Annotated in this window: 24 protein-coding genes; 6 read left to right on the forward strand and 18 right to left on the reverse strand. The window is 66.5% G+C overall.

Translation table 11 applies throughout. The features are described from left to right. Positions 1-16: 16 nt before the first annotated feature. From U5798_RS12180 to U5798_RS12245, 14 genes are all read right to left on the reverse strand, one after another. Positions 17-796 (reverse strand): ParA family protein, encoded by a 780-nt coding sequence (locus U5798_RS12180; protein WP_322082158.1) that lies wholly within the window; start codon positions 794-796, stop codon positions 17-19. A 51-nt stretch (positions 797-847) separates the two neighbouring features. Continuing rightward, positions 848-1,534: a 16S rRNA (guanine(527)-N(7))-methyltransferase RsmG gene (rsmG, locus tag U5798_RS12185; protein WP_322082159.1), complete on the reverse strand. Its 687-nt coding sequence runs from the start codon at positions 1,532-1,534 to the stop codon at positions 848-850. After that, on the reverse strand, positions 1,531-3,501 hold the full coding sequence (gene mnmG, locus U5798_RS12190) for a tRNA uridine-5-carboxymethylaminomethyl(34) synthesis enzyme MnmG (RefSeq protein ID WP_322082160.1): 1,971 nt from the start codon (positions 3,499-3,501) through the stop codon (positions 1,531-1,533). The genes rsmG and mnmG overlap by 4 nt, the downstream gene beginning before the upstream one ends. Before the next feature lie 507 nt (positions 3,502-4,008). After that, a complete protein-coding gene (locus U5798_RS12195) occupies positions 4,009-4,764 on the reverse strand; it encodes an ABC transporter ATP-binding protein (protein ID WP_322082161.1) in 756 nt (251 codons plus the stop codon). Next, the gene (locus U5798_RS12200) at positions 4,764-6,548 is read right to left on the reverse strand and encodes a branched-chain amino acid ABC transporter ATP-binding protein/permease (protein WP_322082162.1); all 1,785 of its coding nucleotides are present in this window, start codon (positions 6,546-6,548) and stop codon (positions 4,764-4,766) included. Before U5798_RS12200 ends, U5798_RS12195 begins: the two co-directional genes overlap by 1 nt. Positions 6,549-6,552: 4 nt before the next feature. After that, positions 6,553-7,608 (reverse strand): branched-chain amino acid ABC transporter permease, encoded by a 1,056-nt coding sequence (locus tag U5798_RS12205; protein WP_322082163.1) that lies wholly within the window; start codon positions 7,606-7,608, stop codon positions 6,553-6,555. Between the two features lie 198 nt (positions 7,609-7,806). Continuing rightward, a complete protein-coding gene (locus U5798_RS12210) occupies positions 7,807-8,964 on the reverse strand; it encodes an ABC transporter substrate-binding protein (RefSeq protein WP_124454612.1) in 1,158 nt (385 codons plus the stop codon). A gap of 76 nt (positions 8,965-9,040) precedes the next feature. Next, positions 9,041-9,463 (reverse strand): hypothetical protein, encoded by a 423-nt coding sequence (locus U5798_RS12215; protein ID WP_322082164.1) that lies wholly within the window; start codon positions 9,461-9,463, stop codon positions 9,041-9,043. A gap of 574 nt (positions 9,464-10,037) precedes the next feature. Next, positions 10,038-11,015, reverse strand: coding sequence for a branched-chain amino acid ABC transporter permease (locus U5798_RS12220; protein ID WP_322082165.1), 978 nt, complete (start codon positions 11,013-11,015; stop codon positions 10,038-10,040). Beyond that, positions 11,015-11,899 (reverse strand): branched-chain amino acid ABC transporter permease, encoded by an 885-nt coding sequence (locus U5798_RS12225; RefSeq protein ID WP_027783150.1) that lies wholly within the window; start codon positions 11,897-11,899, stop codon positions 11,015-11,017. The genes U5798_RS12220 and U5798_RS12225 overlap by 1 nt, the downstream gene beginning before the upstream one ends. A 128-nt stretch (positions 11,900-12,027) precedes the next feature. Continuing rightward, positions 12,028-13,227 carry an ABC transporter substrate-binding protein gene (locus U5798_RS12230; protein WP_124454608.1) on the reverse strand — a complete coding sequence of 400 codons (1,200 nt, stop codon included), beginning with the start codon at positions 13,225-13,227 and terminating at the stop codon, positions 12,028-12,030. A gap of 77 nt (positions 13,228-13,304) precedes the next feature. After that, the gene (locus U5798_RS12235; protein ID WP_124454606.1) at positions 13,305-14,060 is read right to left on the reverse strand and encodes an ABC transporter ATP-binding protein; all 756 of its coding nucleotides are present in this window, start codon (positions 14,058-14,060) and stop codon (positions 13,305-13,307) included. Further along, complete coding sequence (locus U5798_RS12240; RefSeq protein ID WP_006477266.1) at positions 14,057-14,836, reverse strand: ABC transporter ATP-binding protein; 780 nt, start codon at positions 14,834-14,836, stop codon at positions 14,057-14,059. Before U5798_RS12240 ends, U5798_RS12235 begins: the two co-directional genes overlap by 4 nt. Positions 14,837-15,273: 437 nt before the next feature. Further along, a complete protein-coding gene (locus U5798_RS12245; RefSeq protein ID WP_124454605.1) occupies positions 15,274-16,959 on the reverse strand; it encodes a GMC family oxidoreductase in 1,686 nt (561 codons plus the stop codon). Positions 16,960-17,146: 187 nt separating this feature from the next. Between U5798_RS12245 and U5798_RS12250 the strand changes: the two genes are divergently transcribed. Continuing rightward, positions 17,147-18,046 (forward strand): LysR family transcriptional regulator, encoded by a 900-nt coding sequence (locus U5798_RS12250; protein WP_322082166.1) that lies wholly within the window; start codon positions 17,147-17,149, stop codon positions 18,044-18,046. Between the two features lie 118 nt (positions 18,047-18,164). After that, positions 18,165-18,698, forward strand: a complete 534-nt coding sequence (locus tag U5798_RS12255) for a class IV adenylate cyclase (RefSeq protein ID WP_124454601.1) — start codon at positions 18,165-18,167, stop codon at positions 18,696-18,698. A 54-nt stretch (positions 18,699-18,752) separates the two neighbouring features. On the opposite strand, the gene U5798_RS12260 is transcribed toward U5798_RS12255, so the two are convergent. Next, positions 18,753-19,238: an Lrp/AsnC family transcriptional regulator gene (locus U5798_RS12260; RefSeq protein WP_006408082.1), complete on the reverse strand. Its 486-nt coding sequence runs from the start codon at positions 19,236-19,238 to the stop codon at positions 18,753-18,755. A gap of 105 nt (positions 19,239-19,343) precedes the next feature. Between U5798_RS12260 and phhA the strand changes: the two genes are divergently transcribed. Both phhA and U5798_RS12270 read left to right on the forward strand, forming a co-directional pair. Continuing rightward, positions 19,344-20,270, forward strand: a complete 927-nt coding sequence (phhA, locus tag U5798_RS12265) for a phenylalanine 4-monooxygenase (protein WP_322082167.1) — start codon at positions 19,344-19,346, stop codon at positions 20,268-20,270. A 61-nt stretch (positions 20,271-20,331) separates the two neighbouring features. After that, a complete protein-coding gene (locus U5798_RS12270; RefSeq protein WP_124454597.1) occupies positions 20,332-20,706 on the forward strand; it encodes a 4a-hydroxytetrahydrobiopterin dehydratase in 375 nt (124 codons plus the stop codon). 92 nt (positions 20,707-20,798) lie between these two features. Here the strand turns inward: U5798_RS12270 and U5798_RS12275 are convergent, their stop codons facing one another. Further along, positions 20,799-21,029 carry a DUF3717 domain-containing protein gene (locus U5798_RS12275; RefSeq protein WP_006401493.1) on the reverse strand — a complete coding sequence of 77 codons (231 nt, stop codon included), beginning with the start codon at positions 21,027-21,029 and terminating at the stop codon, positions 20,799-20,801. Positions 21,030-21,151: 122 nt separating this feature from the next. Between U5798_RS12275 and U5798_RS12280 the strand changes: the two genes are divergently transcribed. Then, positions 21,152-21,844, forward strand: a complete 693-nt coding sequence (locus U5798_RS12280) for a response regulator transcription factor (protein ID WP_006401494.1) — start codon at positions 21,152-21,154, stop codon at positions 21,842-21,844. Positions 21,845-21,964: 120 nt separating this feature from the next. After that, positions 21,965-23,449 (forward strand): sensor histidine kinase, encoded by a 1,485-nt coding sequence (locus tag U5798_RS12285; protein WP_124454595.1) that lies wholly within the window; start codon positions 21,965-21,967, stop codon positions 23,447-23,449. Between the two features lie 133 nt (positions 23,450-23,582). Here the strand turns inward: U5798_RS12285 and U5798_RS12290 are convergent, their stop codons facing one another. Further along, positions 23,583-24,113: an SET domain-containing protein gene (locus U5798_RS12290; protein WP_124454593.1), complete on the reverse strand. Its 531-nt coding sequence runs from the start codon at positions 24,111-24,113 to the stop codon at positions 23,583-23,585. Between the two features lie 178 nt (positions 24,114-24,291). Beyond that, a complete protein-coding gene (locus U5798_RS12295) occupies positions 24,292-25,404 on the reverse strand; it encodes an NADH:flavin oxidoreductase/NADH oxidase (protein WP_124454591.1) in 1,113 nt (370 codons plus the stop codon). Between the last annotated feature and the right edge of the window lie 211 nt (positions 25,405-25,615).

The following is a 25,615-nucleotide window of genomic DNA, read 5'->3' on the forward strand; positions in this document are numbered from 1 at the left end:
TTCGCTCATGTCCGGATCACGACACCTCGAACGCGCGCACGCGTTCAATCATCTCGGCACCGAACTGGAGATACGCTTGCGCACCGCGCGAGTTGCGGTCGAACACGACGCCCGGCAACCCGTAGCTCGGCGCTTCCGCCAGGCGCACGTTGCGCGGAATCACCGCATCGAACACCTTGTCGCCGAAGTGCGCTTTCAGTTGATCGGAGACTTGCTGCTGCAGCGTGATGCGCGGGTCGAACATCACGCGCAGCAAGCCGATGATCTTCAGGTCGCGGTTCATGTTCGCGTGAACCTGCTTGATCGTGTTGACGAGGTCCGACAACCCCTCCAGCGCGAAGTACTCGCATTGCATCGGGATCACGACGCCATGTGCCGCGCACAGCCCGTTCAGCGTCAGCAGCGACAGCGTCGGCGGGCAATCGATCAGCACGAAATCGTAGTCGTCGGCCACGCGCTCGAGCGCGGCCTTCAGACGGCGCTCGCGGTTGTCGATGCTGATCAGTTCGATCTCGGCACCGGACAGCTCGCGGTTCGCGGGCAGCACGTCGTAGGTGACGCCGTCCGGGCGGATGCGCGCGTCGGTCACCGACACGCCGTCGACCAGTACCTCGTACACGGTCGCTTCGCAGGCGGCCTTGTCGATCCCGCTGCCCATCGTCGCGTTGCCCTGCGGGTCGAGATCGATCAGCAGGACTCGTTGCTCCTGCGCTGCAAGGCTTGCGGCGAGATTGACCGATGTCGTCGTCTTGCCGACGCCCCCCTTCTGGTTCGCAACGCAGAAGATCTTTGCCATCGTTGGTGTGTTCCCTTTACCTTCAAACAAACGGCACGCTACCGCGTGCCTTCAATTCGCGTCGTCGACGGCCACTTCGAACAGATGCCGCTCGGCATCGAGCATCGGCACCGCCAGCCGTATCGTCTGCTTCACGCGGCTGCCTTCCGGCAAGCGCGCAATTTCGTCATCCGGGTGCACGCCTTTCATTGCCCAGATCGATCCGCCCGGCGCAACCAGATGTCGAGCAAGTTTAACGAAGTCGGATAGATCCGCGAAAGCGCGGGATACGATCATGTCGAATTTTTCCGGCACTTCGATACCCGGCTGCAGCGATTCGACCCGGCCGGTGACCACCGACAGGTTCGCCAGCTTCAGCTCCGCGCGCATCTGCGTCTGGAATGCAGACTTCTTCTGCACGATATCGTTCAGCGTGACCAGCCAGTCCGGCTCGACGATCGCCAGCACGATGCCGGGCAGCCCGCCGCCCGAGCCGACGTCGAGCACACGCGCCGACGCACGGCCGCGCAGATGCGGGACGATCGAAAGCGAATCGAGGATGTGCTGGATCAGCATCTGCTTCGGGTCGCGAATCGCGGTCAGGTTGTAGACCGCGTTCCACTTGCCGAGCAGTGCGACGTAGTCGAGCAGCTGGTTGCGTTGTGTATCCGTCAACGTGAGGTCGAGCGCCGTCGTGCCTTCGACGAGCATCTGTTCCAGTACGTCCCGATTAACCGCCGGCGCGCGACGCGCCGTCATTGTTGCGTCGGGACGGCACCGCCCCCCTGCTCCGTTGCCTCGGCGGCAGTACCATTCCGGCGGCCCAGGCCGCGGCGCTTCAGGTGCACCATCAACAGCGAGATCGCCGCCGGCGTGACGCCCGAGATACGCGACGCCTGCCCGATCGTTTCCGGCCGGAACTCGTTGAGCTTCTGGCTCACTTCGAACGACAGCCCGCGCACTTCACGGTAATCGATCCCGTCCGGCAAACGCGTGTTCTCGTTCGCATCGTTGCGCTCGATCTCGGATGCCTGACGCTCGATATAGCCCTGATACTTGATACCGATCTCGACCTGCTCCTTGATCTGCTCGAGCAGCACGGGATCGTCGGCCAGCGGTTCCGCAGGGCCGCATTCGCCGCCCTTCAGGCCGCACACGCCGTCGTAGCTGATACCCGGGCGGCGCAGCAGATCGGCGAGGCTGTATTCGTGATCGATGGCCTTGCCCAGCAGCGCAGTCGCCTCTTCCGGCGGCAGCGTCTTCGGCGTGACCCACGTCGACTTCAGGCGTTCGGTTTCACGTGAAACAGCGTCGCGCTTCCGGCTGAATGCGTCCCAGCGCGCGTCGTCCACGAGCCCCAGCTCGCGACCGATCTCGGTCAGGCGCATGTCGGCATTGTCTTCACGCAGGCTCAGGCGATACTCGGCGCGGCTCGTGAACATCCGGTACGGCTCGGCCACACCACGCGTCACGAGATCGTCGACCAGCACGCCCAGGTAGGCTTGGTCGCGGCGCGGGCACCATGCGTCCCTCTCCTGCACGTAGCGGCCCGCGTTGAGGCCGGCCAGCAGGCCCTGCGCTGCCGCTTCTTCGTAGCCGGTCGTGCCGTTGATCTGGCCCGCAAAGAACAGCCCGCTGATCGCCTTCGTTTCGAGCGACGCCTTCAACGCGCGCGGGTCGAAGTAGTCGTACTCGATCGCGTAGCCGGGGCGCAGGATGTGCGCATTCTCGAGGCCGCGCATCGAGTGCACGAGCTCGAGCTGGACGTCGAACGGCAGGCTCGTCGAGATCCCGTTCGGGTAGAACTCGTTGGTCGTCAGCCCTTCCGGCTCGAGGAAGATCTGGTGCGATTCCTTCGATGCGAACCGGTGGATCTTGTCCTCGATCGACGGACAATAGCGCGGCCCGACGCCTTCGATCACGCCTGTATACATAGGCGAACGGTCGAGGCCGCCGCGAATGATGTCGTGGGTGCGCTCGTTCGTGTGCGTGACCCAGCACGGCAGCTGCTGCGGATGCTGTTCCGCGCGCCCCAGGAACGAGAACACCGGGATCGGATCGAGGTCGCCCGGCTGCTCGTCGAGCTGCGAGAAGTCGATCGTCCGGCCGTCGATACGCGGCGGTGTACCGGTCTTCAGGCGGCCCTGCGGCAGCTTCAGCTCCTTCAGGCGCGACGACAGCGACACGGCCGCCGGATCGCCCGCACGGCCGCCCGTGTAGTTGTTCAGGCCGACGTGGATCTTGCCGTCGAGGAACGTGCCGGCGGTCAGCACGACCGCGCGGGAGCGGAAGCGGATGCCGATCTGCGTAACGGCGCCCACCACGCGGTCGCCTTCGACCATCAGGTCGTCGACGGCCTGCTGGAACAGCCAGAGGTTCGGCTGGTTCTCGAGCCGATGGCGGATCGCAGCCTTGTACAGGATGCGGTCGGCCTGTGCACGCGTCGCCCGCACGGCCGGGCCCTTCGACGAATTGAGGATCCGGAACTGAATACCGCTCTCGTCCGCGGCCGCGGCCATTGCGCCGCCCAGCGCGTCGACTTCCTTGACCAGATGGCCCTTGCCAATGCCGCCGATCGACGGATTGCAGCTCATCTGCCCGAGCGTTTCGATGTTGTGAGTCAGCAGCAGCGTCTTCGCGCCCATACGGGCAGACGCCAGCGCGGCTTCCGTGCCGGCATGACCGCCACCGACGACGATGACGTCAAATTCTGTGGGAAAAAGCATGGTGGATTCCGCACGCAGAGCTGCGCACGAACCTATCAGAGAAATGTATGGGCCGAATTATAGCGGGTTCGCTTTTCACCCGAATGCCGTCCGAATGGTAGGGTCTGTGCATTTCGTCGTTTTTTCGGCTGTGGACGGGTGAATCCGGGTTGTCGGAGCCGCTCCAGCAATGGCTGTGGGCGGTCCGCCGCACATCGTTGGGTCTGTGCAAAAACTTGGCCATGAGGAATTAGTAATCCGCTCGATGTCTGTGGCCGGCGCGACAAAACGAACGCGACACGCTGTGCCCACCCTCCTCCTCACAGCATTTCTGCCGGTTGCCCCAATACTTGTCCACCGAGGGTTCGATACATCATCGGCCTGTGGAACAAGCCGCCTCAGCACAGATCTTCCGACTGTTCCCTCGCCACTTATCCTCACACCTGAGGCCATCAAGACTTCACCGCAAACAAAAACGGCGTGTTTCACGTGAAACACGCCGCTCGTTTCCCGCCAACTGCCCAACCATCAAGCCGTTTTCTTCGCCAGCCCAAGGTACGTTTCGATCACGCGCGGATTCTGCGCGAGCTCGGCAGCCGGCCCCTCCAGCGCAAACTCACCGGTCTCCAGCACGTAGCCGTAGTCCGAAATCTGCAACGCAGCCCGCGCGTTCTGTTCGATCAGCAGCGTCGCCACGCCCGTACCACGCAACGCGCTGATGATACGAAAGATCTCCTTCACGATCAGCGGCGCGAGCCCGAGGCTCGGCTCATCGAGCATCAGCAGGTCGGGCTTGCCCATCAGCGCGCGACCGACCGCAAGCATCTGCCGCTCGCCGCCGGACAGCGTGCCGGCCGCCTGCTTACGGCGCTCCTTCAGCCGCGGAAACAGCGCAAACACGTGATCAAGCTGGTCGAGGAAGTTCGATTCCCCCGCCTGCTTGCGGCGATACGCACCCAGCACGAGGTTGTCCTCGACCGTCATCGTGCTGAACAGCTCACGCTTTTCCGGTACGAGGCACATCCCGCGCGCGACACGCTGCTCGACCGGCAATGCGCCAATGTCCTTGCCGCGATATACGACCGCACCCGATGCATGCCCCGTTACCGGCAGCGCGCCCATGATCGCGTTCAGCAGCGTCGACTTGCCCGCGCCGTTCGGGCCGATCACGCTGACGATCTGCCCGGCGCCGACCTTGATCGCCGCGCCGTGCAGCGCCTCCACCTTCCCGTACCGCACCGCCAGCTCGCGCACTTCGAGAATCGGCATCGTCGTGTCCGTCATCACTCCACCCCGCCCAGATACGCCTCGAGCACGGCCGGATCCTGCTGCACATCCTGCGGCAGCCCTTCCGCGATCCGCGTGCCGAACTCCATCACCACCAGCCGGTCGGTGAGATTCATCACGAAATCCATGTCATGTTCCACGAGCAACACGCTCATGCCTTCCGCTTTCAGCCGCCGCAATAGGTCGGCGAGCTGCTGCTTCTCCTGGTAACGCAGCCCAGCAGCCGGCTCGTCGAGCAGCAGCAGCGTCGGATCGCAGCACAGCGCGCGTGCGATTTCGAGAATCCGCTGCTGGCCGAGCGCGAGGCTGCCTGCTTCGTCGTACATGTGCTTCTCGAGCCCCACGCGCTGGATCTGGCGTGCGGCCTCCGCCAGCAACTGCGCTTCCTCGTGCGCATTGAGCCGCGCGATGCTGCGCCACACGCCCGTATGGCCGCGCAGATGCGCGCCGATCGCGACGTTCTCGAGCACCGTCATCGCCGGCAGCAGCTTCACGTGCTGGAACGTGCGGCCGATGCCGCGGCGGACGATCTGGCGCAACGTGAGCCCGTCGATGCGCTCACCACGGAACGTGATCGTGCCGCCCGTCGGCTTCAGCACGCCCGTCACGAGGTTGAACGTAGTCGACTTGCCGGCCCCGTTCGGGCCGATCAGCCCGATGATCTGCCCCGCTTTCACGTCGAAGCTGACGTCGTTGACGGCCACAAGGCCGCCGAACTGCTTGTGTGCGTTGTCGACGACGAGCAGCGGCTCGCCGGCCGTTGGCTTCGCGCGCTGCGGCAACGGATCGGCCTGCTCCGGCACATGCGCACGCGGCCCGCGCGGGAACAGCCTGGCAACGAACGGCCACACGCCCTGGCGCGCGTACTGCAGCAACAGCACCATCAGCACGCCGAACACGATGATCTCGAAGTTACCTTCCGAGCCGAGCAGCTTCGGCAGCAGCGTCTGCAGATAGTCCTGCAGCACGGTGAGGATCGCCGCGCCGAGCACCGCGCCCCACACATGCGATACGCCGCCGACCACGGCCATGAACAGGAATTCGATCCCGTGGTTCAAGCCGAACGGGGTCGGGTTCACCGCCCGCTGCAGGTGCGCGTACAGGAAGCCCGACACGGCTGCCAGCACCGCCGCGTAGACGAAGATCACCACGCGCATCCACGCGGTGTTCACGCCCATCGCCTCGGCCATCATGCCGCCGCCGCGCAGCGCGCGGATCGCGCGTCCCGGCCGGCTGTTCAGCAGGTTCTGCACCGACACGATCGCGGCCAGGACGACCGCCCAGATCAGGAAGTACAGGCTGCGGCCGCTTTCGAGCGTGATGCCGAACAGGTTCAGCGCCGGAATCCCGTTGATCCCGTCGTACTTGCCGAGCAGTTCGAGGTTGCCGAACAGGTAGAACAGCGCGAGGCCCCACGCGATCGTGCCGAGCGGCAGGAAGTGCCCGGACAGCCGCATCGTGACCGCGCCCAGCACGAGCGCGACGAGCGCCGTCAGCACGACGCCGACGATCAGCGCGAGCCACGGCGACACGCCGTAGCGTGTCGTCAGGAACGCGGTCGCATAGGCGCCGATGCCGACAAACGCCGCCTGCCCGAAGCTCGTCATCCCGCCGACGCCTGTCAGCAGCACGAGCCCGATTGCGACGATCGCATAGAGGCCGATGTAGTTCAGCAGCGTGATCCAGTACTCGGGCACCTGCAGCGCGCCGGGCAGCACCGGCAGCGCGAACAGCACCACGAGAAACACCCAGAAGGTCTTGTTGCGCACCATCGTCTTCATCGCGTCACTCCTCTTCCTCTTCCGCGTGCGGCGTCACGAAGCTCCGCCACAACAGCACCGGAATGATCAGCGTGAACACGATCACCTCCTTGTAGGCACTCGCCCAGAACGACGAATACGATTCGAGCACGCCGACGAGCAGCGAGCCTGCCGCCGCGAGCGGATAGCTGACGAGCCCGCCGATGATCGCGCCGACGAAGCCCTTCAGGCCGATCAGGAAGCCCGAGTCGTAGTAGATCGTCGTCAGCGGGCCGACGAGGATCCCGGACAGCACGCCGAGCCCCGCCGCGAACGTGAACGCGAGCCGCCCCGCTTCCGTCGTGCCGATGCCGACGAGCCGCGCGCCGAGCCGGTTCACCGACGTCGCGCGCAGCGCCTTGCCGGCGATCGTGCGGCCGAAGTAAACGTAGAGCGCCCCGATCAGCACGAGCGCCGTGACGACGACCAGGATGCTCTGCACCGACACCGTCATGCTGCCGATCGCGAGCGACGCGTCGGAGAATCCATTGGTGCGCGAGCCTTCCGCGCCGAACATCACGAGCCCGAGGCCCACCATCGCGAAGTGGACGGCAACCGACACGATCAGCAGCAGCAGCGTCGTGCCTTCGGCGATCGGCTGGTACACGAGCCGGTAGACGAACGGCCCCATCGGCACGACGATCGCGAGCGTCAGCGCAATCTGCGCAAGCATCGGCATCGGCTGCGCGGCAAAGCTGCGCGTGATCGCGAACACCGCGAGCGGCAGCAGGACGTAGCGGCTGCCGAGCGTCGCGAGCGTGCGGCCGAGCTGATGGCGGCGTTCGCGATGCCGGATCAGGCCGCAGACGTCGAGCAGGAAGCACGCGATGCCCATCACGAACAGCAGCCAGCAGGCGGCGGGGAATTTCTGCGCCTGCAACGCGGCAAGCGTCAGCGCACCGTAGGCGACGAATTCGCCCTGGGGAATGAAGATCACCCGCGTGACGGAAAACACCAGCACGAGCGCCAGGGACAGCAGTGCATAAATGGCGCCGGTCGTGATGCCGTCTTGCGCGAGGATCGCCGCAATCGAGAGATCCATACGTTTCGTGTATCGAGAATGCTGCGGGGAAACGAAAGACGGAAACGGCCGGGCCGCGGACGACACGACAGACGCATCATGCGCCATGTGTCGGGCCCCGGACGTTCCGGGCGGCACGGGCGCGGCCCGTCAGTCCGGCGCCCTGCCGACGGCGTGCGCGGCGCCGTTCGCGTCGCGCACGCCGGTTTCACGTGATGCTTACTCGGCCTGCAGCTTCCACTTGCCGTCGACGATCTGCACCATCACGCGCGCACGCGTGTCGAAGCCGTTGTGATCGGTCGCCGTCATGTTGATCACGCCGTGCGACACGGGGAGGTCCTTCACGCTTTCGATCGATGCACGCAGCGCTTCGCGGAACGCCTCGGTGCCCGGCTGGCCCTTCTTCAGCGCTTCCGGAATCGCCCGCTGCAGCAGCAGCCCCGCATCCCACGCATGGCCGCCGAAGGTCGCCAGCGAACCCGCGCCGTAGGCCTTCTCGTACGCGGCCTTGTAGCCGAGCGCCGGCTTCTTCACCGGATTCGAATCGGGCAGCTGGTCGGTCACGAGCACCGGGCCGGCCGGCAGGATCTCGCCTTCGCAATCCTTGCCGCACACGCGCAGGAAGTCATTGTTCGCGACGCCGTGCGTCTGGTACACCTTGCCCTTGTAGCCGCGCTCCTTCAGCGTCTTCGCCGGCAGCGCCGCCGGCGTGCCGGAGCCTGCGATCAACACCGCATCCGGGTTCGAGCCCATCAGCTTCAGCACCTGCCCCATCACCGACGCGTCGGTCCGGTTGAAGCGCTCGTTCGACACGAGCTTCAGCCCGTTCTTCGCGGCCGCCGCATCGAACGTCTTGTACCAGCTGTCGCCGTACGCATCGGCGAAGCCGATGAAGCCGACCGTCTTCACGCCGTGCTTCGCCATGTAGCCGGCGATCGCGTCGGCCATCAGCTGGTCATTCTGCGGCACCTTGAACATCCACGCGCGCTTCGCGTCCATCGGCGCGATGATCTGCGCGCTCGCCGCGAGCGAGATCGTCGGCGTCTTGCCCTGCGACACGGGGTCGAGCATCGCGAGCGAGTTCGGCGTGACGGACGAGCCGATGATCGCGTCGACGTGGTCCTCGTCGATCAGCTTGCGCACGTTCTGCACCGCGCGGCTCGTGTCGGACGCGTCATCCAGCACGATGTACTGCACGCTCTTGCCCGCGATTTCCTTCGGCAGCAGCGCGATCGTGTTCTTTTCCGGAATCCCGAGCGACGCGGCCGGCCCGGTGGCCGACAGCGTCACGCCGATCTTCACCTGCGCCGACGCCGTGGCCGCCGCGCACACGAGGCCCGCGGCAAGCACGGCCTCCATCCATCGATTCATCTTCATCTACGTTGTCTCCAAACGCTGCTCGAAAAAGCCTCGGGTCGCTCGGCGGCTCCCGGTCCCCAAACAAGTTAATATCTTAATTATCTCGCCCAGCCGCGCCCATGCTCGTTTTCCCGTGAAACGCCTCACCCATGCGCCGCATGCCGGCCGGAACGGTCATTCGACCGTCACGATGCGCAACAGCAATGTCGTCACGATGAAGAAGGCGAAGAAATGCAGGATCGTGCGGGAGATCGATGCGAGCGCAACGATAGCGGGAACGCACGCCGATCCGGCCTGACACGACCGGATGGACCAGCGGTGAAACGTCGGAAAGCGGGCGGCTCATGAGGCAGCGGATACGGATGCGAACGCAACGACCTGCGATGGCACCGGAACGGGCATACAGGCCGCGGAACGGCTCGGGAAAGCCGCGATGACCTGCCCCCTTCCCCGCGACGAACGAGCGGCGCCAGCCGCCTCTCCTGCCCCGAACCATCGTCCTGCGCTGCTCATCCAACCGTACTCCCTCTTCTGCATTCTGCTTGTAGGAGAACTGCCGACCGTTTTCCCGACCGTGCGGTCGGCGAAAGCTGAGTGTAACGGACGCGTTTCGCGCACGCCAACCGGGTAAGCCCGGACAGCATGTGCGCAATGGCGCGCGGTCTGCGAACGAACGACGGGAACAGGAAAAAACGGAGGGACGGCGCGAAGCGCGGAAGAGAGGCGGTGCGAATGCAGGCGCGCGACAGGATGATCGCGCAGGCCGGTGCACCATCGAGGGAAATCCGTGCACGCAAATGAAAAAGCGCTGTTGGATTCCGTCCAACAGCGCTTTGGGGTCCGGGCACTTTGTGCCTCGATTGTCTCCTCGTTCTCCACCTGCAAATTCGTTTCGCGGTGCATCAGAACTAGGGTGAATCTTAAAGAGGCTTAAGCACCACGACAACTTAGCATTTACCCCTATGGTGCATCGCCGCACGAAAATGGGGCGCCAGCCGGCCGCGCGGTGCAGGCCCGGGCCCGCCGTGTCGCCCTCCCGGGGCGCGCCGGATGGTGCTTCGCATCAACGCGCGGCGACGCGCACGGCATGCTCACGACGACGCCCTGAGCGGCTTGATCCGCGCGACCATCTCGCCGACGATGCCGCGCCGGAACGCCAGCACGCAGGCGATGAAGATCAGGCCGGTGACGATCGTCGCCGATTCGCCGAGCGAGTGGAACCACGCGACGCCCGTCGTCGACGCGAGCCATTCGCCGATGTCGCCGAGCCGGTCTTCCAGCGCAACGATCAGCGCGGCGCCCAGGAGCGGCCCGAACAGCGTGCCCATCCCGCCGACCAGCGTCATCAGCACGACGAGGCCCGACATCGTCCAGTACGCGTCCGACAGCGTCTCGAAGCCGAGCACCAGCACCTTCAGCGAGCCGGCCAGCCCGGCCAGCCCGGCCGACAGGATGAATGCGAGCAGCTTGAAGCGGTCGGTGTCGTAGCCGAGCGAAATGGCACGCGCCTCGTTCTCCTTGATCGCGACGAGCACCTGGCCGAACGGCGAATGGACGACCCGCACGATGAACGCGCACGCGGCGACGACCACCGCCACGACGACGTAGTACAGCGCGACGTCGTTCGACAGGTCGAGCAGCCCGAACAGGCGGCCGCGCGGCACGCCCTGCAGGCCGTCCTCGCCGTGCGTGAACGGTGCCTGCAGGTAGATGAAGTAGACCATCTGCGCGAACGCGAGCGTGATCATCGCGAAGTAGATGCCCTGCCTGCGGATCGCGAACAGCCCGACGACGAGCCCGAGCAGCGTCGCCGCGACGGTGCCGGCCAGCACGCCGAGTTCCGGCGTGAAACCGAGCGTCTGCATCGAATAGCCGGTTGCGTAACCGGCCGTCGCGAGGAACATCGCATGGCCGAACGACAGCAGCCCCGTATAGCCGATCAGCAGGTTGAACGCGGCCGCGAACAGGGCGAACGTGAGCACCTTCATCACGAACACCGGATACGCGCCGATGAACGGCGCGGCGAGCAGTGCGGCGAGCAGCACGCCGTAGAGCACTTTTCTCTGCATCATTTTTCCTTGCCGAAGAGGCCCGCCGGGCGGAACAGCAGCACGATCGCCATGATCACGAACACGACGGTGGCTGACGCTTCGGGATAGAACACGCGCGTGAAGCCCTCGATCACGCCGAGCAGCAGGCCCGTGACGATCGAGCCGAGGATCGAGCCCATCCCGCCGATCACGACCACCGCGAACACGGTGATGATCATCGGCTGGCCCATCAGCGGCGATACCTGGATCACCGGCGCGGCCAGCACGCCCGCGAACGCGGCGAGCGCGACGCCGAAGCCGTAGGTGAGCGTGATCATCATCGGCACGTTCACGCCGAACGCCTCGACGAGCTTCGGGTTCTCGGTGCCCGCGCGCAGGTACGCGCCGAGGCGCGTCTTCTCGATCACGAACCACGTCGCGAGGCACACCGCGAGCGACGCGACGACGACCCACGCGCGATAGTTCGGCAGGAACATGAAGCCGAGGTTGGTCGCGCCGGACAGTTGCGACGGCACGTCGTACGGCTGGCCGGACGATCCGTAGATCGACCGGAACACGCCTTCGACGACCAGCGTGAGGCCGAACGTGAGCAGCAGCCCGTACAGGTGATCGAGCTTGTACAGCCAGCGCAGCATCGAGCGCTCGATCGCGATCCCGAACGCGCCGACGAGCACGGGCGCGAGCACGAGCATCGCCCAGTACGGCAGCCCGAAGTACGACAGGCCCATCCACGCGAGCATCGCGCCCAGCATGAACAGCGCGCCGTGCGCGAAGTTGATCACGTTGAGCAGCCCGAAGATCACCGCGAGCCCGAGGCTCAGGATCGCGTAGAACGAGCCGTTGACGAGCCCGAGCAGCAACTGGCTCAGCATCGCCGGCAACGGAATGCCAAAGATTTCCATCGACTTAGCCGTCAGAATGAGTTTCGTTGCGTGCGCAACCTTCATGCGTCGCACGCGCGGGCGGCGCAGCGGGCACGTCGCCGCAGCCGCCACCGAGCGGCGCGCCCGCGCGCGCCGCTACGTCCTGCTTATTTCCACGCCGCGCAGCGCGTTTCCTGCTTGGTCCCGAACGCCTGCTCGCCCGGAATCGTCGCGAGCACCTTGTAGTAGTCCCACGGCTCCTTCGATTCGGACGGCTTCTTCACTTCCATCAGGTACATGTCGTGGATCATGCTGCCGTCCTGGCGAATGTAGCCCTTCGCGTAGAAGTCGTTGATCTTGATCTTCTTCAGCTCGGCCATCACCTTGTCGGAGTCGGTCGTGCCGGCGGCCTGCACGGCCTTCAGGTAGGTCGACACCGACGAGTAGTCGGCCGCCTGCAGGCTCGACGGCATCTTCTTCATCTTGCCGAAGTAGCGCTGCGCCCACTGGCGCGACGCCGCGTCGCGGTTCCAGTACCAGCTGTCGGTCAGCACGAGGCCCTGCGTCGTCTCGAGGCCGAGGCTGTGCACGTCGTCGATGAACATCAGCAGCGCGGCGAGCTTCATCGTCTTCGTGATGCCGAACTCCTTCGCGGCCTTGATCGAGTTGATCGTGTCGCCGCCCGCGTTCGCGAGGCCGAGGATCTGCGCCTTCGACGCCTGCGCCTGCAGCAGGAACGACGAGAAATCCGACGCCGACAGCGGGTGGCGCACCGCGCCGAGCACCTGGCCGCCGTTCGCCTTCACGACGTCCGACGTGTTCTTCTCGAGCGCCTTGCCGAACGCGTAGTCGGCCGTCAGGAAGAACCACGACTTGCCGCCCTGCTTCACCACCGCCGAACCGGTGCCCTTCGCGAGCGCCATCGTGTCGTATGCGTAGTGGACGGTGTACGGCGTGCACTGCTCGTTGGTCAGCGTGTCGGCGCCCGCGCCGATGTTGATGTAGACCTTCTTCTTCTCGGCCGCGACCTGGTTCATCGACAGCGCGGTGGCCGAGTTCGTGCCGCCGACCAGCAGGTCGAGCCCGCCGCGATCCATCCATTCGCGCGCCTTCGACGCGGCGATGTCGGCCTTGTTCTGGTGATCGGCGTAGACGACTTCGATCGGCTTGCCGAGCACCTTGCCGCCGAAGTCGGCGACCGCCATGCGGATCGCCTCGAGGCCGCCCTGCCCGTCGATATCCGCGTAAAGCCCCGACATGTCGGTGATGAAGCCGATCTTCACGGTATCCGCCGCGTGTGCGGCGCCGGCGGTGAACGCGGCAGTCGCGAGCGCGAGACAGGCCTGTGCGAGGGTCTTCATTTTCATTGACGTCTCCTGTTGTTCTGATGCGTTGTGGTTGTTCGAGGGCCGCCACGGCTAGCGGCCAGGCAAACGGGGCGGCGTCACACCCCGAGCAGGTCGTGCAGGGTCGGCATCTTGCTTTCCAGTTCGGCCGCCTGGAAATGCTCGACGATGCTGCCGTGCTCCATCACGTAGAAGCGGTCGGCGAGCGGCGCGGCGAAGCGGAAATTCTGTTCGACCATCACGATCGTGTAGCCGCGCGCCTTCAGCGCGACGATCATCCGTGCGAGCGCCTGCACGATCACCGGTGCGAGGCCTTCGGAAATCTCGTCGAGCAGCAGCAGGTTCGCACCGGTGCGCAGGATCCGCGCGACCGCGAGCATCTGCTGCTCGCCGCCGGACAGCCGCGTGCCCTGGCTCTGCCGGCGCGACGCGAGGTTCGGGAACATCGCGTAGATCTCGTCGAGCGACATCGCGTGCTCGCGCGGCCCGATCAGCGGCGGCAGCATCAGGTTCTCCTCGCACGACAGGCTCGAGAAGATCCCGCGCTCCTCCGGGCAGTAACCGATGCCGAAATGCGCGATGCGGTGCGTCGCGAGGCCGATCGTCTCGTTGCCCGCGACCTTGATCGACCCGCTGCGGCGGCCCGTGAGGCCCATGATCGCGCGCAGCGTCGTCGTGCGGCCCGCGCCGTTGCGGCCGAGCAGCGTGACGACCTCGCCGCGATGCACCGTCAGGTCGACACCGTGCAATATGTGGGATTCCCCGTACCAGGCCTCCAGGCCCGAAATCTCCAGCGCGGGCGTACCGCTCTCGACGCCGCTCAATTCGCGTTCCTCCCGTTCGCTGTGCTTCATGCGTGCGCCCCCGCGAGCGCCGCGTCGGCACTGCCCATGTAGGCCTCGATGACGAGCGGATTCTTCGACACTTCCGCATACGAGCCTTCGGCCAGCACCTCGCCGCGTTGCAGGACGGTGATCGTGTCGGAGATGCCCGCGATCACGTTCATGTTGTGCTCCACCATCAGGATCGTGCGGCCGCTCGCGACCTTCTTGATCAGCGCGGTCACGCGGTCGACGTCCTCGTGGCCCATCCCCTGCGTGGGCTCGTCGAGCAGCATCAGTTCGGGCTCCATCGCGAGCGTCGTCGCGATCTCGAGCGCGCGCTTGCGGCCGTACGCGAGCTCGACGGTCGGCACGTGCGCGAAATCGGTGAGGCCGACCTGCGTGAGCAGATCCATCGCGCGATCGTCGAGCCGTTTCAGCGTGCGTTCGCTGCGCCAGAAGTGGAATTCGGTGCCGAGCGCGCGCTGCAGGCCGATGCGCACGTTCTGCAGCGCGGTCAGGTGCGGGAACACGGCCGAGATCTGGAACGAGCGGATGATGCCGCGCCGCGCGACCTGCGCGGGGCGCTCGTCGGTGATGTCGATGCCGTTGAAGACGATCTGGCCGGCCGTCGGCGTCAGGAACTTGGTGAGGAGGTTGAAGCAGGTGGTCTTGCCCGCGCCGTTCGGCCCGATCAATGCGTGGATCGCGCCGCGCCGCACACGCAGGTTCACGCCGTTCACGGCGGTGAAGCCCCTGAATTCTTTTGTCAGTCCGCGTGTTTCCAGAATCGTGTCGCCGAGAATCATGTTCCCTTCCGTACGAAGTCAGGCGAAGCACCGGGATGCCTGGCGCAAGCGGCCGCGAACAGGTCAGCGGATCAGCGGGCTGCCCCCGGGCGCCGTGGTACGCCTCGAGGGTTGGTCTCCCGCGCCGACGCGTATGCACATTGCGCAACATTGTCGCGCCGTTGGTGCAGTGCAATCATCGGGATTTGCACTTAGAGGGCTGGTGCCCTGTCGCGCGCGGCTGTGCGCGATTTTTCGCCATGCTTTTTTGACACGTGCATCATCGCGCGTTGACCTGCCGCCATGCCCGGCACGCACGTAATGAAAAGAAAAAAGCCGCGCGACTGCGCGGCTCGCATGAATCGTGCCGTTCGGGCAACCGCAACGGCAGCTTGTTTCGCATAGCGAATCAGCGGGCGCGTTCATGACGGCCCGCTGTCGCGCGTGTCAGCGTGCCGTCACGCGGCCGTCACCGCGGGCTCGGTTCGCACCGGCGTCGCTTCACGCGCCGCGCGGCGATCGGCGCGGATCATGTCGCTCGCACGCTCGGCAATCATCAGCGTCGGCGAATTGGTGTTGCCCGACGTGATGAACGGCATCACCGACGCATCGACGATCCGCAGCCCGGCGATGCCGCGCACACGCAGCCGGCTGTCGACCACCGCGCGCTCGTCGTCGGCCCGCCCCATCCGGCACGTGCCGACCGGGTGGAAGATTGTCGTGCCGACGGCGCCGGCCGCCTCGATCAGCTCGGCTTCGCTTCGATATTGCGTGCCCGGCAGGATTTCCGCGGGACGATAGCGCGCGAGCGCCGGCGCGGACGCGATGCGGCGCGTCAGGCGCAGCGCGTTCGCGGCGACCTGACGATCGTGATCGGTCGACAGATAGTTCGGTGCGATCGCCGGTGCGACGCCAGGATCGGCGCTCGTGACGTGCACGCTGCCGCGCGACGTCGGCCGCAGATGGCAGACCGACGCCGTGAACGCGTTGAAACTGTGCAGCGGCTCGCCGAAGCGTTCGAGCGACAGCGGTTGAACGTGATATTCGAGGTCGGGGCGCGTGAGCGCGGGATCGTCCGGATCGGATTTCGCGAATGCGCCGAGCTGCGACGGCGCCATCGACATCGGCCCCCGCTGCAGCAATGCATATTCCGCGCCGATCATCAGCTTGCCCCACCAGTGCGCGGACAGCGTGTTGAGCGTGCGCACGCCTTCGACGCGAAACGCCATCCGCAACTGCAGGTGATCCTGCAGGTTTTCGCCGACGCCCGGCAGATCCTGCACGACGTCGATGCCGAGTGCCTGCAGCCGCCGGCCGTCGCCGATACCCGACAGTTCGAGCAGCTGCGGCGAATTCACCGCGCCGGACGTCAGCAACACTTCCGAGCGCGCCCGCGCGACGTAATCGGTGCCGCCGCCGTGATACTCGACGCCGACCGCGCGCCGCCCGTCGAAGATCACGCGCTGCACGTGCGCGCCGGTGATCACGGTCAGGTTCGGCCGCGCCATCGCGGGCCGCAGGAATGCCTTCGACGTATTCCAGCGCACGCCGCGCTTCTGGTTCACCTCGAAATAGCCGACCCCGGTATTGTCGCCGCGGTTGAAATCGTCGGTGGCGGGGATGCCCGTCTGCTGCGCGGCCTGCGCGAACGATTCGAGGATCTCCCAGCGCAGCCGCTGCTTCTCGACACGCCAGTAGCCGCCCGCGCCGTGCGCGTCGCTCGCGCCCGCATGGTGATCCTCGCTGCGCTTGAAGATCGGCAGCACGCTGTCCCACGACCAGCCGGCGTCGCCGGTGGCTTCCGCCCAGCTGTCGTAGTCCTCGCGCTGGCCGCGCATGTAGATCATCCCGTTGATCGACGAGCAGCCGCCGAGCACGCGGCCGCGCGGATACGACAGCGCGCGCCCGTTGAGCGCCGCTTCGGGTTGCGTCTTGTACAGCCAGTCGGTGCGCGGGTTGCCGATGCAATACAGATAGCCGACCGGAATATGGATCCAGTGATAATCGTCCTTGCCGCCTGCCTCGAGCAGCAGGACGTGGATGTCGGGATCCTCGGTCAGGCGGTTCGCGAGCACGCAGCCCGCGGTGCCCGCGCCGACGATCACGTAATCGAATTCGCCTTCGAGCGTACGTGGAGTACTCACGGCGTGTCCCCTTCTTCCTTGTTGTGCGCCGCGCGGCGCGATGCCGCGCGCATTTTCAGCATAGTGCGTCGCGGGCCGCGCTGGCGGGCCGCGCGCGCCACGACCCGAGGAAGCGTACTCCCGCCGCCGGCCGCCGATCCAATGAGTTATGCTGAACTGCGTTATAAGCCGCGCTCATATCACGACGATGGATCTCACCCTGCTCCGTGCCTTCGCGACGGTCGCGCGCGAAGGCAACCTGACGCGCGCCGCCGCGCAGCTGCACCTGACGCAGCCGGCCGTCAGCCTGCAGATCAAGCATCTGCAGGAAACGCTCGGTGTCACGCTGTTCACGCGCACGTCGCGCGGGCTCGCGCTCACGCGCGACGGCCAGACGCTGTTGCCGCACGCGGAACGCGCGCTTGCCGCGGCCGCCGACGTGCAGCGCGCCGCTGCTGCGCTGCGGCACGAGGTGCGCGGCCGGCTGCGGATCGGCACGATCCTCGATCCGGGCTTCCTGCGGCTCGGCGGCTTCCTGCGCGCGCTGGTCGAGACCCATCCGCAGATCGAGACGGCGCTGCGGCACGGGATGTCGGGCTGGGTGATCGAACAGGTGCGCGCACGCGCGCTCGACGTCGGCTACTACATCGGCCGGCCGGGCGAGGACGATCCGCTCGACGGCGCGCTGTTTCACACCGTCACGCTCACGCATTTCCAGTACCGTGTACTCGCGCCGGCCGGCTGGAAGGAGCGCGTGCAGCGCGCGCACGACTGGCGCGCGCTCGCCGCGCTGCCGTGGATCTGGACGCCGCCGGCGTCCGCGCACCACCGGCTGCTGTCGCGGCGCTTTGCCGACGCCGGCGCCCAGCCCGTGAAGGTCGCCGAGGTCGACCAGGAGCAGTCGATGCTCGACCTCGTCAAATCGGGGATCGGGTTGACGCTCGCCCGCGACTCGACCGCACTGGCCGAAGCGCACGCGCATGCGCTGACGATCGTCGAGCGCGTGACGGTGCCGACCGAACTGACGTTCGTGACGCTCGCCGAGCGGCGCGACGAACCGGCGATCGCGGCCGCGCTGCGGCTGATCGATGCGCAGTGGGCGATATGAGCGGCGCTGATGACGCGGCGGCCGGGTCCGTGCGCGTCATCCCGTCACGCCACCGTCTCCGCGTTTTTGCTAGATTGTGCGTTCGCACACCGCGAGACCCCGATTGAAGGAGACCCGCATGGCCCGCAACATCGAGATCAAAGCCCGCGCCCGCGAATTCGACCGGCTGCGCGAACAGGCTGCCAAGCTCGCGACCGAAGCGCCGCTGTTCTACCGCCAGCAGGATTTCTTCTACGACGTGCCGCGCGGCCGGCTGAAGCTGCGCCGCTTCGAGGACGGCACGCCGGCCGAACTGATCTTCTATCAGCGCGACGACCGCGACGGCCCGAAGGCGTCGTACTACACGCGCAGCCCGGTGACGAACCCCGACGCGATGCACTCGCTGCTCGCGACCGCGCTGACCACGCGCGGGATCGTGACGAAGGAACGCCACGTATATCTCGCGGGCCGCACGCGCATCCACCTCGACCGCGTCGACGGCCTCGGCGATTTCATCGAGCTGGAAGTCGTGCTCGGCCCGGACGACGACGAGGCCGGCGGCGAAGCCGAAGCGCACGACGTGTTCGCGAAGCTCGGCGTGGCGCAGGACGATCTCGTCGCGGTCGCATACGTCGACCTGCTGAACGCCGGCACGCAGCACGAAGCTGCCTGATCCGGCCCCACGACGGACGGTGCAGCACGCACCGCCTTCAACCCCGCCGCGGCGTCACGCGGCGCCCGGCGCCAGGTGCGCGAGCGGCAGCGCACCGTTGCGCTTGAAGGTCGTCAGCACGATGTTCGAGCGCACGCTGTCGACGCCCGGCACGCGCATCAGCTTCTTCATCACGAACTGCGACAGCGCGTTCAGGTCCGGCGCGACGATCCGCAGCAGGTAGTCGGCATCGCCCACCACCGCATGGCATTCGAGCACTTCGGGCAGCACGTCGATCTGCTGCTGGAACTGCTCGATGATCGAATCGCCGTGATGCTTGAGCTTCAGGCTGGTGAACGCGGTGACGCCGAGCCCCAGCTTCTCCGGGCGCAGCATCACGCGGTAGCCTTCGATCACGCCGGCCGCCTCGAGCCGCTGCAACCGCCGGCCGATCTGCGACGGCGACAGCGGCACCTCCTCGCCGAGCTGCTGATGCGTCGCGCGACCGAAGCGCTGCAGCACGTCCAGCAGCGCGAGATCGAAGTGATCGAGTTCCAGCATGAAAATCTCCGCATTGATTCGTGATTTGATGCGCGATTATCGCATCATTCAAAGAATCAACGCCAACTATGCGCCCTTTCCGCGCGCTACCCGCTCTACACTTGCATGCTTACCCACCACAGCGTGCAGAGCCTGATCATGTCCACCGTCGTCACCGCGAAACTGCAGGAGCAGTTCGACGCGGGCCTCGAAACCCGCGCAGATTTCACCATCGACCAGCCGCTGCAGCGCTACGGCCAGGTCGATCACGCGGTGTGGAGGCAGCTCTACGCGCGTCAGTCGGTGCTGCTGCGCGGGCGTGCCTGCGACGCATTCGTCGCGGGGCTCGGCAAGATCGAGCTGCCGGCCGACCGCGTGCCGTCGTTCGCCGACGTGAACCGCCAGTTGAAGCCCGCGACCGGCTGGGAGATCGTCGCGGTGCCGGGCCTCGTGCCCGATCGCGTGTTCTTCGAGCATCTCGCGAACCGGCGTTTCCCGGTCACCTGGTGGATGCGCCGCCCCGACCAGCTCGACTACCTGCAGGAACCCGACTGCTTCCACGACCTGTTCGGCCACGTGCCGCTGCTGATCGACCGCGTATTCGCCGACTACATGCAGGCGTACGGCCGCACCGCGCTCGCGGTCGCCGACGACGCAGCGGCGCTGGCGCGGCTCGCACGGCTCTACTGGTATACGGTGGAATTCGGGCTGATCCGCGATCCGCGCGGCACGAACGGGCTGTCGATCTACGGCGCCGGGATCGTGTCGAGCAAGGGCGAAAGCCTGTACAGCCTCGAAAGCGCGGCGCCGAACCGGCTCGGTTTCGACCTCGAGCGCGTGATGCGCACGAAGTACCGGATCGACACGTTCCAGAAGACCTACTTCGTGATCGACGATTTCGCGCAGCTGTTCGCGCTCGCCGACGTCGACGGCCGTGCACTGGCCGACCGGCTCGCGGCGCTGCCCGAATTCGCGGCCGGCGCGGTGCTCGACACCGATCGCGTGCTGCACCGCGGCACGGGCGAAGGCTGGCCCGACGACGACGACGCGTGACGTGCCGGTGCGCCGCGGCCGGCCGCCGGCTGCCCGTCGCCCTTTGCGCAACTATGAAACAATGAACGGTGCCTTCGCCGCGCGGCGCAGCCGTGCGCGGGTGCCGCTATCGAACGAGAGGTGCAAGATGATCCACAAGCTCACATCAGAAGAACGCAAGACGAAACTCGAGGGCCTGCCGCTCTGGACGGCCGTGCCGGGCCGCGACGCGATCCAGCGCAGCCTGCGCTTCGCCGATTTCAACGAAGCCTTCGGCTTCATGACGCGCGTCGCGATCAAGGCGCAGGAAATGAACCACCATCCGGAATGGTTCAACGTATACAACCGTGTCGACGTCACGCTGTCGACCCACGACGCCGACGGCCTGACCGAACGCGACATCGAACTCGCGCAGTTCATCGACCGTGCCGGCGCGCACGCGCAACCGGCCGCCTGACGCATTCCTCTACCGCCGCGCGTCTTTCGATGCGCGGCGCGTCAACTTTTCATTTCGATGAACGTTTTCTAGGATGTAGTCAGCGAAAGCCTTCAGCTTTCCAAGCCATCCTTAAGGCGCACGTAAGTCTCGTACGCTTTCCGCGCCTTGGGGTCCAAACCTTCCAGTTGCAGCGCGCTTTCGCGCTGTACAATCAGCAGCGCATACGGCTTGGAGAGCGCGCTGGCCTCTTCGCAGAGTTTGAGTTCGTCGCCGCTCGACGGCGAGCGGGCGCGCCAGAAATTGATCGCGGCTTCTAGGTCGTGGATCGAAATATCGGACATGATTGGATTTAATCGTTCGCTGGCCGCCATGCTTGATGTCAGGCGATGCGGCGCCCCTGTGGAAACGGCGTCGTGCTGTCCGCGTGCCTGAACCGCCAACCCATTGTACTTGAGCGAACTTCATGCGACTCCTTCTGATCGAAGACGACCGCCCCATCGCACGCGGTATCCAGAGCAGCCTCGAGCAGGCTGGCTTCACCGTCGACATGGTGCATGACGGCATCTTTGCCGAACAGGCGCTGGCACAAAACCGCCACGAACTCGTGATCCTCGACCTCGGCCTGCCGGGCATCGACGGGATGACGCTGCTCACGCGTTTCCGCCAGACCAACCGCCACACGCCCGTGATCGTGCTGACCGCACGCGACGAGCTGAACGACCGGATCCAGGGCCTGAACTCGGGCGCCGACGACTACATGCTCAAGCCGTTCGAGCCGGCCGAGCTCGAAGCACGCATCCGCGCGGTGATGCGCCGCAGCGGCCCGCACAGCGACATGCCGCGTCCGGAAGTGTCGCTCGGCGGCGTCCGCCTGTCGGGCGTCGATCGCCGCATCTTCAACGACGACAAGCCGCTCGAACTGTCGCCGCGCGAATTCGCGGTGCTCGAAATGCTGCTGCTGCGTCACGGCCGCGTGGTCAGCAAGGCCCAGCTGCAGGATCACCTCACGCACTTCGGCGGCGATCTCGGCGACACCGCGATCGAAGTCTACGTGCACCGGGTGCGCAAGAAACTCGAGCAGTGCCGGGTCGAAATCGTCACGGTGCGCGGCTTCGGCTACCTGCTGCAGGAAATCCGCCAGACGGCGAGCGTCTGAGCGGCGCCGCGCGCCGGCCGGCTGCGTGCCGCCGGCGCGTGTGCGCCCCGCTCCGTTTCGCCGCCCGGCGTACGACCGCGCCGCTCCCCGTGAGCGGCGCTTATCCATTTGCCCGTCGAAATGTCTCCTGATCCGGCTGTGACCACCAGCCTGCGCCGTTCGCTGCTCCGGCGCCTCGCCGCCCCGCTGTCGATGCTCGCGCTGATGAGCGGCCTGATCGCCTACTGGCTCGCGTGGCAATACACGCAGCACGTGATCGACCGCTCGCTCGCCGATCTCGCCACCGCCATCTCCAAACAGATCCAGATCGCCGGCCCCGACGCGCAGTTCACGGTGCCGCCGCTCGCGCAGGCGATGTTCTCCGATCCGGCCGAAGCGCTGATCTACCGGATCAGCGACGGCGAGGAGGAACTCGCCGGCGATCCGAAGCTGCCGCTGCAGGGCATCAACGTGCGCCGCATGCATCACGCGTACGTGTTCGAGGCCGAATACGACAATCGCGCGGTGCGCGTCGCGCAGGTGCGTGTCGACAACGTCGAGGGCGGCAAGCCGATGGTCGTCGAGGTCGCGCAGCCGGTGCGGCACCGCTACCGGATCGCGGCCGAATTCCTCGTCGCGATCATGATGCCGCTGCTGCTGCTGCTGCTCGCGGGCTGGGGCATCGTGTGGCGCGTCGTGAACCAGCAGCTCGGCCCGCTCACGCATCTCGCCGATTCGCTGAACCGGCAAACCCACACGTCGCTGGAACCGGTCGACGAAACCGAGGTGCCGCTGGAGATCCGGCCGCTGACGAGCGCGATGAACGCGCTGCTCGGCCGCCTGAAGACCGCGCTCGACGCGCAGCGCAAGTTCATCGCCGATGCCGCCCACCAGCTGCGCACGCCGCTCACCGCGGTGAAGCTGCACGCGGAGCAGGCTGCCGTCGCGCGCGACCCGCACCAGACCTTCGCCGCGGTGCGCGAACTGCGCGCGGCGGCCGACCGCGCGGTGCGGCTGTCCAACCAGTTGCTGTCGCTTGCCCGGGCGGAACCGGGCGAGCAGGCCGCACGCTTCGTCGACGTCGACCTCGCGGCGATGGCGTTCGAGACCGGTGCCGAATGGGTGCCGCGCGCGCTTGCGTCGCATGTCGACCTCGGCTTCCAGCGCACCGACGGCGCGGACGACGACGAAAAGCTGACCGTGCGCGGCAACCCCGTGCTGCTGCGCGAGGTGATCGCGAACCTGCTCGACAATGCGCTGAAATACGTGCCGCTCGCGCGACCGGACGGTGCGCGGATCACGGTGAACGTCGCGCGCGGCGCGCTCGAGGACGGCCAGCCGGCCGCCGAGATCGTCGTGGAGGACAACGGTCCCGGCGTGCCCGCGAACCAGCAGGCCGACCTGTTCAAGCGCTTCTTCCGCGGCGACGCGCAAAGCGGCAACGGCGTCGAGACGGGTGCCGGGCTGGGTCTGGCGATCGTGCACGACATCATCGCGATGCACGGCGGCACCGTGTCGTACGAGGATGCGTCGGAGGGTGGTTCGCGCTTCGTGGTGAGGGTGCCGCTCGTCGCGCCTGCGGAGAAGCCGGCCAGCGAAACGCCGGCTGCGGCGTCGACGCACTGAGCTCGAGCTGAATGGTTCGCGGTGGACAACCGCCGGACCACCCGCCAGGTGCGGGAAACAGCAAGGACGGCCGCGATGCGGCAACCGTCCGCCCCAAACGACAGCGGCGGCGCATGGTGCGCCGCCGCCTGTCTTACTTCTTGCTCTTCTTGTCCTTCGACCTGGACTCGGACTTGCCGTCCTTCTTGTCCTTCTTCTTTTTCTTCTTCCCGCCTTCGTCCGACGTCGCGAGCAGCGTGCCGCGGCACGACGGCGCGCCGCAATGGCACGCGTATTCCCGCTTGAGCGTCTTCGTCAGCTTCGCGTCGATCACGAGGCCGTAGTCGTAGAACAGCTCCTCTTCCGGCCCGATGTCGCGCAGCGCATGGATGAACACGCGGCCTTTGACTTCCTCGGCTTCGCAGTTCGGTGCGCACGAGTGGTTGATCCAGCGCGCGCTGTTGCCGTCGATCTTGCCGTCGATCACGCCGCCTTCGTCCAGTGCGAAGTAGAACGTATGGTTCGGCTCGCTCGGGTCGTGCGGATGGCGGCGCAGCGCTTCCTTCCACGAGATTCGCTCGCCCTTGTATTCCACTACGCGCTCGCCGGCCTTGATCGGCGCCACGGCGAACACGCCCTTGCCGTGTACTCCCGAGCGGCGCACCGCGATCCTGCGTGAACTCATCGAACGAATCCTTGTGAAGACGACTTGAATGGAAGCGGCCGCGATCCCCGCCCGGCGTCGCGCCAAACGAAAACGCGGCACCGGTCGGTGCCGCGTCGGGCATGCGGCGAATCACCCGCATCCTACACGTTCACGATTGCTTCGTTCAACATCGCGCTCAATATTGCGCGCCGGATGCTCAACGCTGGCCGAAGGCGATGTCGCCGAACAACGCCTTGTGCTCGCGCGGCTGCGAACGCCAGTATTGCGGCGGCGCCGTCACCTGCGCGCCGAGCTCAGCCGCCGCATGCCACGGCCAGCGCGGGTCGTACAGCATCGCGCGCGCCATCGCGACGAAGTCGGCATCGCCTGCTTCGATCAGCCGGTTCGCATGCTCGGGCTCGTTGATCAGGCCGACCGCGATCGTCGGCATGCCGACCGCGCGCTTCACGGCCTGCGCGAACGGCACCTGGTAGCCAGGCGACAACGGAATCTTCTGCAGCGGCGACACGCCGCCGGACGACACGTCGATCCAGTCGCAACCGCGCCGCTTCAGCTCGTGCGCGAACGCGATCGTATCGTCGAGCTCCCAGCCGCCTTCGACCCAGTCGGTCGCGGACACACGCACGCCGACCGGCCGGTCCTCCGGAAACGCCGCGCGCACGATCTCGAAGATCTCGAGCGGAAAGCGCATCCGGTTTTCGAGCGAGCCGCCGTATTCGTCGGTGCGCTGGTTCGCGAGCGGCGACAGGAACTGGTGCAGCAGATAGCCGTGCGCGGCATGCACTTCGAGCGCGTCGATGCCGAGCCGTGCGGCACGCTTCGCCGAGGCCGCGAACGCTTCGCGGATACGGGCCAGGCCCGCGGCATCGAGCGCAAGCGGCGGCGTCTCGCCGTCCTTGTGCGGCACGGCCGACGGCCCGTGCGGCAGCCAGCCGCCGTCGGCCACCGATACCAGTTGGCCGCCCTCCCACGGCACGGCGCTCGACGCCTTGCGCCCCGCATGCGACAGCTGCATCGCGATGCGGACCGGCGAATGCTTGCGGATCGCGGCCAGCACGGGCTTCAGCGCTTCTTCGGTCACGTCGTCCCAGAGGCCGAGGTCACCATGCGTGATGCGCCCGTCGGGTTCCACCGCGGTCGCCTCGATGCAGAGCAGCCCCGCACCCGACAGCGCGAGATGGCCGAGGTGAATCATGTGCCAGTCGGTCGCTTCACCGCGTTCGGCCGAGTACTGGCACATCGGGGAAATCACGATCCGGTTCGGAAGGGTCACGCCGCGCAGCGTGAACGGAGAAAACAGCGCAGTCATGGAAGCCGCTCGCCTGGAAAGGGAAAGAGCGGACGAGCGTAGCACGCAGGCTTGAAGCGTGCAGGCGGCGCAACCGGCCGTAAGCGGATGGTCAGGTGCGGCCGGCGGCAACGTGCCGACGATGCGGAACATGCGTGGCGTACAGCAGCGCGCCGGCCTGCAGCGGATGCAGGCCGGACTCAACCTTCGCCGCGGGCGGGGCCGCCCGCGG

This window comes from Burkholderia sp. BCC1972, from assembly GCF_905339605.1.
Taxonomy (GTDB): Bacteria; Pseudomonadota; Gammaproteobacteria; order Burkholderiales; family Burkholderiaceae; genus Burkholderia.